Origin of the sequence: Caproiciproducens sp. NJN-50 (assembly GCF_004103755.1) — a bacterium.
In the GTDB taxonomy this organism is placed as follows: Bacteria; Bacillota; Clostridia; order Oscillospirales; family Acutalibacteraceae; genus Caproicibacter.
Map to the genome: position 1 here is coordinate 429,275 of NZ_CP035283.1, position 12,040 is coordinate 441,314.

Consider the following 12,040-nt stretch of genomic DNA (forward strand, 5'->3'; position numbering starts at 1 on the left):
GCACGACAGTGCGCTCGGGATTAATCCATACGAGAACCACATAAGCCATTCAGGCAGAGTGTGACTCGAGGATTAAGCCCACCAGCAGACTGAGTCTGCATGCACGGCCCGCCGTGAAGAAAAGAGCGGGAGACAAACTGAATCGGGCGGGACAGTCGGAAGACGCTCCCAAAAGGTTCACAATTACATATGGTATTTTGAATCCGCGACCGTGAGTCAGGGAAACCGACGGGCGAGAGCGCGACGAGAGACACTGTGTGTCAATACATATGATGTTCCGGTTCATGAAAGTGAAAAGGAATGTTGTGTGTAATCTGCAGGCTGGTAAAGGTCGCGGCAGGTAAGGTTCTTTGAACTGAAAGCTGACCCGCGACGTGCGTCAACCTCAGGTTGTACCTTGAAAACTGAATAAAGCGAGAAGCAGATAAAGCGAGAAAAGTTGTTATTCTAAAAGATTAATCTGATAGAAAAACTACAATTTTGAAGAACCAAAAAATCACATGGTCAAGCTACAAAGAGCGCAAGGGGAATGCCTTGGCACTGGGAGCCGAAGAAGGACGCGGCAAACTGCGAAAAGCTATGGGGAGTCGTAAGCAGGCTTTGATCCATAGGTGTCCGAATGGAGCAATCCGGCCGGAGTTATGTCCGGTCACCGTAAAGTGAATTCATAGCTTTACGGGGGGAACCGCCTGAACTGAAACATCTAAGTAGGGCGAGGAAGAGAAATCAATTGAGATTCCGCAAGTAGTGGCGAGCGAACGCGGAAGAGGCCAAACCGGAGGCAGCAATGCCTTCGGGGTGTGGACAGCCAAAGAGTCTGCGATCCCGAGCAGAACGGCATGGAAAGGCCGACGAGACAGTGTGAAAGTCACGTATGCGAAGGGAAAGCGGAGCGGGCTGTATCCCGAGTACTGCCGGACACGAGAAATCCGGTGGGAACGTGGGGGGACCACCCTCCAAGCCTAAATACTACCCAGTGACCGATAGTGAAGAGTACTGTGAAGGAAAGGTGAAAAGGACCCCGGAAGGGGAGTGAAAAAGAACCTGAAACCTTGTGCTTACAAGCACCGAGAGCCCGTCAACGGGTGATCGGGTACCTTTTGTAGAATGGTCCGGCGAGTGAATGTAACTGGCAAGGTTAAGTCCTTAAGGGACGGAGCCGCAGGGAAACCAAGTCTGAACAGGGCGCATGAAGTCAGTTGTATTCGACCCGAAACCGGGTGACCTACCCATGTCCAGGTTGAAGTGGGGGTAAAACCCCATGGAGGACCGAACCGACTCCCGTTGAAATGGTAGCGGATGAGGTGTGGGTAGCGGAGAAATTCCAATCGAACCCGGAGATAGCTGGTTCTCTCCGAAATAGCTTTAGGGCTAGCCTCGTATCAGATTACCGGAGGTAAAGCACTGAATGGTCTAGGGGCCGAAAGGCTACCGAAGCCTATCAAACTCAGAATGCCGGATAATCGATATACGGGAGTCAGACGGTGTGAGATAAGTTTCATCGTCAAAAGGGAAACAGCCCAGACCCACAGCTAAGGTCCCCAAACACGGTTAAGTGGCAAAGGATGTGGGGTTGCACAGACAACCAGGATGTTGGCTCAGAAGCAGCCATTCATTAAAAGAGTGCGTAATAGCTCACTGGTCGAGTGACCCTGCGCCGAAAATTCAACGGGGCTAAAATCGTGTACCGAAGCTTGGGATGCTCAGTCATTCTCCATAACCTCAATTAGCGAAAGTGAAGAAGGAATCTGGCGGCGCGCAGCGACGCGAAATTACTTAAAAGCTGAAAAGGATTGAGAGCGTGGAGAATGGCTGAGCATGGTAGGAGAGCGTTGAATGAGAGTTGAAGTCGGAGCGGAAGCGCCGGTGGATTTCATTCAAGAGAGAATGCCGGAATGAGTAGCGAGAAATATGTGAGAATCATATTGGCCGAAAGTCTAAGGTTTCTGGAGGAAGGTTCGTCCGCTCCAGGTGAGCCGGGAGCTAAGGTGAGGCCGAAAGGCGTAGCCGATGCACATACGGTTGACATTCCGTAGCCGCAGAAGGATTTAAGTAAGATGACACCTGCAAAGGGCATGACCCGGGCGTTGGTTGACCCGGGCGCAAGGGACCGAAATTTAGTAGGGAAGCATGCTTAGAGCAGGGCGAGAAAAGTCTTATGGGATATCCGATGCGCCCGTACCGCAAACCGACACAGGTAGACAGGAAGAAGATTCCAAGGCCAACGGGAGAAGGGTAGTTAAGGAACTCGGCAAATTGACCCCGTAACTTAGGGATAAGGGGTGCCTCAGAGATGAGGCCGCAGAGAATAGGCCCAGGCGACTGTTTAGCAAAAACACAGGTCTCTGCCAAATCGAAAGATGACGTATAGGGGCTGACACCTGCCCGGTGCTGGAAGGTTAAGAGGAGATGTGCAAGCATTGAATTGAAGCCCCAGTAAACGGCGGCCGTAACTATAACGGTCCTAAGGTAGCGAAATTCCTTGTCGGGTAAGTTCCGACCCGCACGAAAGGTGTAACGATCTGGGCACTGTCTCAATTACCCGCCCGGCGAAATTGTAGTACCGGTGAAGATGCCGGTTACCCGCGACAAGACGGAAAGACCCCATGGAGCTTTACTGCAGTTTAATATTGGGTTTCGGTAATTTATGTACAGGATAGGTGGGAGACTTTGAAACTCTGGCGCCAGCTGGAGCGGAGTCGTCCTTGGGATACCACCCTTAAGTTGCTGAAATTCTAACCTGCGGCCGTGAATCCGGCCGGGGGACATTGTTAGACGGGCAGTTTGACTGGGGCGGTCGCCTCCAAAAGCGTAACGGAGGCGCTCAAAGGTTGGCTCGGCACGGACGGAAACCGTGCGGGAGAGTGTAAACGCATAAGCCAGCCTGACTGCGAGGATGACGGTCCGAGCAGAAACGAAAGTTGGAGTTAGTGATCCGGCGGTATGAGAGTGGAATTGCCGTCGCTCAACGGATAAAAGCTACCCTGGGGATAACAGGCTGATCTCCCCCAAGAGTCCACATCGACGGGGAGGTTTGGCACCTCGATGTCGGCTCATCACATCCTGGGGCTGTATTCGGTCCCAAGGGTTCGGCTGTTCGCCGATTAAAGTGGTACGCGAGCTGGGTTCAGAACGTCGTGAGACAGTTCGGTCCCTATCTGTCGTGGGCGCAGGATATTTGAGGAGAGCTGTCCTTAGTACGAGAGGACCGGGATGGACGCACCTCTGGCGCACCAGTTGTCATGCCAATGGCACAGCTGGGCAACTATGTGCGGATCGGATAAACGCTGAAAGCATCTAAGCGTGAAGCCGACTCCAAGATTAGATATCCCACAGCATAAGCTGGTAAGGCCCCTTGTAGACTACAAGGTTGATAGGCTGCGTGTGTAAGCACGGTAACGTGTTCAGCTTGGCAGTACTAATAGGCCGAGGGCTTGACCATATTTTTGGTTTGCCCGTTCAAGTTCGCTTTTCCCTTCTCAGTCTTTATTCAGTTTTGAAGGTACGATATGTATCTGAAAAAACAGTGCGGGAAAACCCCGTAAGCCGATGGCATGATCGCCGGAGGCGCGTGCCGACCGCATGGTCTATGCACCATTAGCTCAGTTGGTAGAGCACCTGACTCTTAATCAGGGTGTCCCGGGTTCGAATCCCTGATGGTGCACCAAAAGGTAAGCCGGAAAAGGGGTCAGGGACCCTGACTTCCGGACCGGCCGAAAGTGTCGGATTTGATATGGCCCGTTGGTCAAGTGGTTAAGACAGCGGCCTCTCACGCCGTTAACGTGGGTTCGAATCCCGCACGGGTCACCAAGATTTCTAGAATTCTAAAGCGGATTCGAACTCGAGAGGGTCTGAGCGTTAAGAAGTTTTGCCGGTGGTAGAACTTTAGCGAAGAGTGGTGAAGCGCGAAAGTGCAAGCCGGAAGGATGCGGAGCATCCGGTCGAATCCCGCACGGGTCACAGGATTGGTGTTTGATAATTCAATAGGTTGGAATTTAGTTGGTGCCGATTGCGATGAGGGTACACCCGTTCCCATTCCGAACACGGAAGTTAAGCTCATTTGCGCCGAAGATACTTGGCTGGTAACGGCCCGGGACAATAGGTGGTGCCAACATTTTCATATTCCTCGTTAGCTCAGCTGGTAGAGCATGCGGCTGTTAACCGCAGGGTCGTTGGTTCGAGTCCAACACGGGGAGCCAAAATCAGCAGTTCATGCAGAGCATGGGCTGCTGTTTTTTTCTTGCGGCTTTAGCAATAAAAGAACCACTAGCTTTGCAGGTGAGATGAGAATCTTTAGATACAAGAAAATCTCCTTTTGTTAAAATAGATGCAGGTCTGCCAACCGCATTAACAACAAAAGGAGATTTTGTCATGAAAGACATACAAAGTTTATCACATTCAAAGTGGAGATGCCAGTATCATATTGTATTTGCTCCAAAATATCGCGGAAGGGAAATATATGGGCAGATAAAAGCGGGGCGATGTATCCAGGTTGGGCGCACCCGGTGCGGCGGAGTCACTTTTGCAACAATATGGTTTCAGCCGCGGCCGCCGTAGGCGAGTCCGGACCGGACGGCTCTGATCGAATTTGGGCCGTTGGTTTGTTTCCATCTGCTCTGTTGCCAGCCGGTTTGGACTTTATGATATTAGGGCTGACTCAGATACATATTGGGCGGAGCATTATATTCGTCCAGAACATAAAATGTCTGAATGCTGGAAACACCCTCCATTATACTGAGCTGCCCATGATATTTTTGAAGATTTTCCGAAGAAGTTGCAAATATTTCGATTAAAAAGTCAAACTCTCCTGTTAGATACAAACAATGGCTCACATACGGCAGGGCGGAGACCTTTTGAAAAAACACTTTATGGTACCTTGAATGCTCCATGGCGATGCCGACCAGCATATGAATATTTAATCCGAATGCTTTTGGATTCATTTGCACCGTATAACGCAAAATAACATTATTTAATAATTTATGTATTCTCTCGTTTACGGCTGAGGTTGACAAACAAACCTGCTGTCCGATCATTGCAGCCGAGGTTCTTGAATTTTCTGATAGAAGATCCAAGATTTTATAATCGATTGCATCCAAGCGATCCCACTCACTCTCTTCTTATCAAATTGGTTATGATGCCCTAGTTATATTTTTGTCGGATTGCCCATGCGGTTGATATACAAGGCAACAAGAGGGATGGGAAATTAAATACCCCTACCGCTGCAATTGTTAACTTAATTAGCTTAAGGCCGCATCTCCTTTTGAACATTACAAGCATACACTTTTTAATTTTAAAAAAGTATATAACTTAAGGGATCATTAGTCAAGATGAAATTTTGTCAAAAAATTGCAATATAACATAAAAGTGATCCACATCAAAATAATTTTTTGTGGATCACTTTTATGTTAGCTTTTTTATTTTACAGCAGCGTGCTGGGATTTGTGTAGTCGAGCTTCAATGCGTCCGAGACGCCGGCAAAGGTACATTTGCCGTCATAGCAGTTTAAACCGCTCATCAATCCTGCGTCCTCTTTCAACGCGGCCTTCAGTCCTTTATTCGCGATCTTCAGTCCGTATGGAAGCGTTGCATTTGCCAGGGCCAGCGTAGAGGTGCGGGATACGGCGCCCGGCATATTGGCAACACAATAATGGACAATTTGATCGACAAGGAAAACGGGATCGTCATGCGTGGTGGCATGGGAGGTTTCGAAGCATCCTCCCTGATCAATAGCGACGTCGACTAAAACCGCGCCGGGTTTCATCAGTTTCAGGTCATCCCTGCGTACCAGTTTGGGCGTCGCTCTTCCCGGAAGCAAAACCGCGCCGATCACGACATCCGCTTTTGAAATTGCCGACAGAACGTTGGCACGGGTACTGTACAATGTGGTGATCTTTCCGAAGAAAATATCGTCCAGATACGCAAGCCGTTTGGCGCTGATGTCAAGCACCGTTACATTTGCCCCCATGCCGACGGCCATTTTGCAGGCGTTTGTACCTACGCCGCCGCCGCCCAGGATCACGATGTTGCCGCGCTCCACTCCAGGAACGCCGGCCAGCAGCGTGCCCCTGCCGCCGAATGTTTTTTCCAGATATTTTGCGCCCTGCTGAACGGAAAGCCGCCCCGCGATTTCACTCATGGGGAGCAGACAGGGAAGACCGCCATTGGCGTCAAAAATCGTTTCAAATGCAACAGCCCGGACTTTTGACTTTAATAAAGCCTCTGTGAGAGGACGATCTGCGGCTAAATGAAAATAGGTGTAAATAGTCTGGCCTTCTCGAAAATACGGATACTCTTTTTGGATGGGTTCCTTTACTTTGTAAATCATGTCGGCTTTTTCCCACACATCCGCTGCTTTGCCCAGGATCTGCGCGCCGGCGTCCCGGTATTCTTTGTCGGTAAAACCGGAGCCCAGGCCCGCGTTTGTCTCTACCAGCACGGTGTGGCCCGCATCGCAAAACGCTTTTGCGCCGTCCGGTGTCATACCCACGCGGAATTCGTTGTTTTTAATTTCTTTTGGCAAACCGATAATCATGGAAAGTCCCCCTTTAAAATATATTGTTGCAATGCTTTCTTGAAGCATATCGGAAGCGTAAACATCAAGAGCCAAATCCGCTGCAAAGGAAACGCCGGTCCCATTGCCCTTGCACGGCTTAACTTTCTTTGACTGAAAAATGAGCCTTTGTCATTTTGATGACGACACCGGACAGACCCAGCAATGCGATCAGGTTTGGTATCATCATAAGGCCGTTAAGCGTATCTGAAATGTCCCATACAACGCTGAGGTCCATGGTGGAGCCGAAGAAGACCATAAGGACGTAAATCACCCGATAGATGGGAATGGACTTGCTCCCGAAAAGATATTCGCAGCAGCGGGCTCCATAGAGCGCCCAGCCGACGATGGTGGTGGTCGCGAAAAGGATGAGGCCGATCGCAATGATCACGCTCGCCGCCTGATTGCCGAACACGGTCGCAAACGCGGTTGCCGTCAGGTCGCTTCCGACTTTGCTGCCCCATGGGATCGACCAGGTTACCGCTCCGGAGGCATCCTTGGAAACGCTTGACGAAAGCACAGCAAAAGCGGTGAGGGAGCATATGACGATGGTATCGACGAAGACCTCAAAGACGCCGTACATCCCCTGCTTCACCGGGTTGGTTTCACTTGTGGCCGCGTGGGCGATCGGCGCGGTGCCAAGCCCCGCCTCATTTGAGAAAATTCCGCGCCCAGCGCCGTATTTCACGGACTGGACGATAGTGACGCCGAATGCGCCGCCCATCACGCCCGACGGAGAAAATGCGCCTTTGCAAATCGCGGCCAGAACCAGGCCCAAATAGTTGATATGGCCAAATACGACCACAAGCGCGGCAAGAATATAAATAATTGCCATAAATGGCACGAGCTTTTCCGCAAACGCGCCAATGCGCGAGATGCCGCCGATGACGACCAGTCCGACAATCACTGCGAGAATGATTCCGATGACAATGCTGATGGTGGACGAAGACCCCTTTGCATCTGGATGGAAGCTTTGAATGGCGGTGTTGATCGAAATGGCAATTGTATTGCTCTGCGTGATATTCCCGGTGCCGATGGCCGTAAGAGAACCAAGGATTGAGAACACTACCGCGAGCCATTTCCAGTTCTTCCCGAGTCCGTTCGTTATGTAGTACATCGGCCCTCCGACCCAGTCGCCCTCTTTGTTCCTCTCCCGATACTTTACGGCGAGTGTTACCTCAGAGTATTTGGTGACCATGCCTACGCAGGCGGCAACCCACATCCAGAATACCGCTCCGGGCCCTCCGAGGGCGATGGCCCCGGTCACCCCGGCGATATTCCCCGTGCCGACCGTAGAGGCCAGCGCGGTAGAAACTGCCTGAAACGGGGTGACCGAGCCTTTGTTCCTTTCCTGCTTTTGGAAGATCCTGCCGAAGGTGTTGCGCATGATATAGCCGAATTTCCGAAACTGGATAAATCCCGTGCGGATACTGAGATATAATCCTGTTCCGATGAGCAGGATAAGCGTCGGTATGCCCCACACGATGCCATTTAACCAGCTATTTGCGGACAAAATTGCTTTTACAAATGAGTCCAATGGCTTTTCCTCCTCGTTTTACCGATTTTCGTTCAAAACAGCGTCCCCGCTCCGCAAATGAGAAATCCATGGGATTCCGAGCGAACACACCATAGAACTGCTTGTTAAAATGCTGTCAATTTGTATAATATTTTTATTAATATGATCGATTTTTTATCTGGTTAAGTTATACAACACGCGATCCGGATTGTATAGTAAGGATTTTTTTTTAAACAAAATAAAATAAAATAAACGGAAATTTTTATTGCTAACAGGAAAATTTACAAAATGGTTACGCGATTGGCCACCGAAGGTCCCTCCACACAGAAAGACATTTAGGTAACATGCTCTTTGCAAATGGCGGCCGTACCAGCGCCTTAGGCGCGGCAGTGAAATAGAACTTTTACCTGCATATAAAAGAACCCCCCCGGCTGTGCCGGGGGTGACGATGTAATAACTCCCGTATGAGAGCGTTCCTTATCATACGGGAGTTATTTGTAATATATTTTATATTTCCCAGGGCTCGGCTAAAACACAATATTTGCCTCAGCCGATGCCGCCGAGAATGGCGCCGGCGATCAAAGCAATCAGCGCGCAGACGCAGTACACATATTTTGCCAATGGATAGAACCAGCCGCCGATCGGCTTTTTGATCCCCTCGCTGACGCTTTCGAGAGCGAACTTCTTTCCGGCGACCCACAAAAACATGACGCCGGCCAGCAGAGCCCCCAAGGGGCAGATGTAGATGGACACGACGTCCATCCATCCGGATACAATCGCCTGGATGCACAGCGCTCGCTGGCAATCGTTTCTTTTAAGGTTCCCCGCAACACTTGCATTTGTGTGGGAATCGTTATTTCTATGAAATAAACTGACAAGCGGGATGCATCCTTATTGCTCATCTGCTTCCGGCTTGTTCTTCGCCTTTAATTTGGCCGTATAACCTTTAAAGATTTCCAAGAACTTTGGACTCAACAGCAAAAGGGCGATCATATTTGGAATTACGATAAAGCCTACCGCCATGTCGGCGAGGTCCCAGATCTGTTCAACTTCCAGAGTAACGGAAAGGATTGGCAGCGCGAAGAACAGCCATTGGAGATATTTGACGGATTTTTCACTGAACAGGAATTCCACACAGGTCCGGAACTCAACAAAAAAGCCGATATAGCTGGAATAGGTAAACAGAACAACCGCGATACAAAGTATGATAATGCCGATTTGGCCCCAGGTGCTGCGGAATGCGTCAAAGGTAAGCACGACCCCTGAGTCGCCGCAGCTCCATACGCCGCTGCACAGAACGGTAAGGCTTGTCAGAGTACAGATGATGATCGTATCAATGAATACTTCCAAAATGCCGTACATACCCTGATGGGCCGGGTTGTCTGTCTGAGCGGTTGCATGAACAGTCGTGGCGGTGCCCATGCCGGCCTCATTGGAAAAAATGCCGCGGGAAGCGCCCCGCGCCATTGATAGGGAAATAGTCGAACCCGCAAAACCGCCAACGGCCGGCGCCGGAGAAAAGGCGTACTGGAAAATCATGCCGAACGCATGGGGAATCGCACTGGCGTTGCTGCAGATGACAACAAGACATCCTATAATATAAATAATAATCATAGGAGGCACAATTTTTCCGCAGAAATCACCGATCACTTTAATGCCGCCGGAAAGGATGACGATAATGCTGATTCCGACAACGATAATTCCGCAAAGGATCATCGGAACGTTGAACACATCTTTTACGCAGGATGCCAGCGTGTTGGTCTGTACGAAACAGGCGTCTGTCAGAACGTCGATAAACAATGCGACAGCATAAATGCCGGCCAATACAGGGCCTAGTTTGCCAAGGCCGGATTTCATATAGTGCATTGGGCCGCCGTAATATTCGCCGGAAGGGCTCTTTTTACGGTAGGCTACGGCGAGAGTCACCTCCGTCATTTTTGTCATCATTCCAACGATGGCGATGATCCACATCCAAAAAACAGCGCCCGGTCCGCCGATGGCAATGGCGGCGGCGACACCCGCAATATTGCCGCTGCCGACCGTTCCGGCCAAAACCGTGCTGAGCGCCTGGTATGGTTTTAGCTCTCCTTCACCGGCGTTTTCATTGCTATTCTTTTTGAACACTTCACCGATCGTATGTTTCCACCAGGTTGGAAGGTGCAGAATTTGAAAAAATCCGGATCTGATCGTGAGATAGAGGCCTACGCCAACCATCAGAATCATAAGCGGAGTTCCCCAAAGAAATCCAGTTAGATTATACAAGGCTTCCCACATAATAGCTCCTCCTTAAGTTCCCAAGCATTTTTGCTTCACTGTCCGTTAAAAGCTCGGATACAGGCCATCCCATACGATTCTGCGATAATTTTCCGTGTCGGTATCACCCTCCGTGGAAAAGCAGAGAATCCTGGAGCTTTTGTCCAACCGGAGCTGATCTCTCAGCCAGTCCAGACTTTTATTTTGCAATACTTCCGTCACAAAGCCCATTGTTGCGGCACCGCTTTCGCCGGAGATTACCCGAGGGTCGCTCCCGATTGGATTGCCCAGGACCCGCATTCCTTTGGCTGCGGCATAATCCGGCATAGAAACAAAATTGTCCGCGTGGTCGTGCAGAACTTTCCAGCCTATCGTGCATGGTTCCCCGCACGCAAGCCCTGCCATAATCGTATTCATCTCGCCTTTGACAAAGTGCAGCGTGCCGTCATCCGCCTTTGCCGTTTGGTAAATACAGTCCGCTTTATTGGGTTCAACAACCGTAATAATCGGCCTGTCCTGATCGCCGTAAAGGTCCGCGAAAAATCCGGTGACGCCGCCGGACATTGCGCCGACGCCCGCCTGAAGGAAAATGTGAGTGGGGTTTTCACCGTTTAGCTGCTGAACGGCCTCATAGGCCATTGTTGTATATCCTTCCATAATCCAGCCCGGAATATCTTCATACCCCTCCCAGGCGGTATCCTGCACCATGACCCAGCCGTACTTTTCCGCCCCTTCGTTGGCCAGGCGCACGGCGTCGTCATAGTTCAGATCGGTGATGGAAGCGTCTGCTCCAAGAGCCTGGATGTTCTTTAACCGTTCAGGCGCGCTTCCCTTTGGCATGTAGACCACGCTTTTCTGCCCCAGGCGGTTGGCCGTCCATGCCACACCTCTGCCGTGATTTCCATCCGTCGCGGTTACAAAAGTGATTTCGCCGAGTCTGTCGCGAATGTCCTTGCTGATCATTCTGGAATAGGGAAGCTCACTGATGTCCATAGAGAGCCTTTTGGCAATGTAATTTCCAATCGAGTAACTGCCGCCCAACACCTTAAAGGCGTTCAGACCAAATCGGTAACTTTCGTCCTTAACGTGGATACTGGCAACTCCAAGCTTTTCTGAGAGAGACTTCAAATTTGCCAGCGGAGTCATCGAATATTCCGGAAAGCTTTCGTGGAATGCGTGAACTTTTTTTGCTTGCTCCGGGCCGAAGCGTTTGACAGGGTACAGGCCGCTGCCTGCTTTACGTTCGTAATGCACGGATTTGAAACACTCGTTCATCTATCTTCCCCCTATTTTCCATTTTTTGCTGGCATTTGTTTACGTGTTTTGAACCCCTCCTTCTTCATTTCGGCAGGATTGCAATTACTTCGATCTCTATGGCAGCTCCTTTTGGCAGTCTTGCGACCTCCACCGCGCTGCGCGCCGGATAGATGCCGTCAAAAAACAAGGCGTATACGCCGTTCATTGCGGCAAAATCATTCATGTCGCTGAGGAACACGGTGGTTTTGACGACCTGGTCCATCGTTGCCCCCGCAGCGGCCAGAACGCTCTTGCAGTTTTCAAGGGACTGGCGGGTCTGGGCCTCGATCCCCTCCGGAAATGCGCCGGTCGCGGGATCGATCGGCAATTGGCCGGACGTTATGACCAGACCTCCGGCCCTGATGCCCTGAGAATAGGGACCGATGGCGGCAGGCGCTTTTTCGGTATTGATTTTTTGCTTCAAA

At 50.6% G+C, this 12,040-nt stretch carries 7 protein-coding genes, 3 tRNA genes, 2 rRNA genes and 1 pseudogene; 6 read left to right on the forward strand and 7 right to left on the reverse strand.

What is annotated here, in order from left to right:
* Positions 1-502: 502 nt before the first annotated feature.
* The 6 genes and pseudogenes from EQM14_RS02200 to EQM14_RS02225 form a co-directional block, all read left to right on the forward strand.
* A 23S ribosomal RNA gene (locus EQM14_RS02200) occupies positions 503-3,442 on the forward strand.
* A gap of 149 nt (positions 3,443-3,591) precedes the next feature.
* Positions 3,592-3,667 (forward strand) — tRNA-Lys (locus tag EQM14_RS02205).
* Positions 3,668-3,735: 68 nt separating this feature from the next.
* Positions 3,736-3,810 (forward strand) — tRNA-Glu (locus tag EQM14_RS02210).
* Positions 3,811-3,998: 188 nt separating this feature from the next.
* Positions 3,999-4,114: ribosomal RNA gene (gene rrf / locus EQM14_RS02215) — 5S ribosomal RNA — on the forward strand.
* Positions 4,115-4,123: 9 nt separating this feature from the next.
* A tRNA-Asn gene (locus EQM14_RS02220) sits at positions 4,124-4,199 on the forward strand.
* Positions 4,200-4,371: 172 nt separating this feature from the next.
* Positions 4,372-4,473: pseudogene (locus EQM14_RS02225) on the forward strand (IS200/IS605 family transposase); the annotation flags it as partial.
* 173 nt (positions 4,474-4,646) lie between these two features.
* Here EQM14_RS02225 and EQM14_RS02230 read toward each other — a convergent pair.
* The 7 genes from EQM14_RS02230 to EQM14_RS02260 form a co-directional block, all read right to left on the reverse strand.
* Positions 4,647-5,096, reverse strand: coding sequence for an Lrp/AsnC family transcriptional regulator (locus EQM14_RS02230; RefSeq protein WP_128741417.1), 450 nt, complete (start codon positions 5,094-5,096; stop codon positions 4,647-4,649).
* A 323-nt stretch (positions 5,097-5,419) separates the two neighbouring features.
* Positions 5,420-6,532 carry an alanine dehydrogenase gene (gene ald, locus EQM14_RS02235; protein WP_128741418.1) on the reverse strand — a complete coding sequence of 371 codons (1,113 nt, stop codon included), beginning with the start codon at positions 6,530-6,532 and terminating at the stop codon, positions 5,420-5,422.
* A 118-nt stretch (positions 6,533-6,650) separates the two neighbouring features.
* The gene (locus EQM14_RS02240; RefSeq protein WP_128741419.1) at positions 6,651-8,087 is read right to left on the reverse strand and encodes an alanine/glycine:cation symporter family protein; all 1,437 of its coding nucleotides are present in this window, start codon (positions 8,085-8,087) and stop codon (positions 6,651-6,653) included.
* 525 nt (positions 8,088-8,612) lie between these two features.
* A complete protein-coding gene (locus EQM14_RS02245) occupies positions 8,613-8,819 on the reverse strand; it encodes a hypothetical protein (RefSeq protein WP_205703189.1) in 207 nt (68 codons plus the stop codon).
* Between the two features lie 138 nt (positions 8,820-8,957).
* Complete coding sequence (locus tag EQM14_RS02250; RefSeq protein WP_128741420.1) at positions 8,958-10,340, reverse strand: alanine/glycine:cation symporter family protein; 1,383 nt, start codon at positions 10,338-10,340, stop codon at positions 8,958-8,960.
* Positions 10,341-10,385: 45 nt separating this feature from the next.
* Positions 10,386-11,594 carry a diaminopropionate ammonia-lyase gene (gene dpaL, locus EQM14_RS02255; RefSeq protein ID WP_128741421.1) on the reverse strand — a complete coding sequence of 403 codons (1,209 nt, stop codon included), beginning with the start codon at positions 11,592-11,594 and terminating at the stop codon, positions 10,386-10,388.
* 64 nt (positions 11,595-11,658) lie between these two features.
* Entirely contained in the window at positions 11,659-12,039 is a 381-nt protein-coding gene (locus EQM14_RS02260) for a RidA family protein (RefSeq protein WP_128741422.1), read from the reverse strand.
* Position 12,040 lies beyond the last annotated feature (1 nt).

Bases quoted from the DNA above. Each gene is read 5' to 3' on its own strand.
- ald (WP_128741418.1), bottom strand. From the start codon at position 6,532: ATGATTATCGGTTTGCCAAAAGAAATTAAAAACAACGAATTCCGCGTG.
- EQM14_RS02250 (WP_128741420.1), bottom strand. From the start codon at position 10,340: ATGTGGGAAGCCTTGTATAATCTAACTGGATTTCTTTGGGGAACTCCG.
- dpaL (WP_128741421.1), bottom strand. From the start codon at position 11,594: ATGAACGAGTGTTTCAAATCCGTGCATTACGAACGTAAAGCAGGCAGC.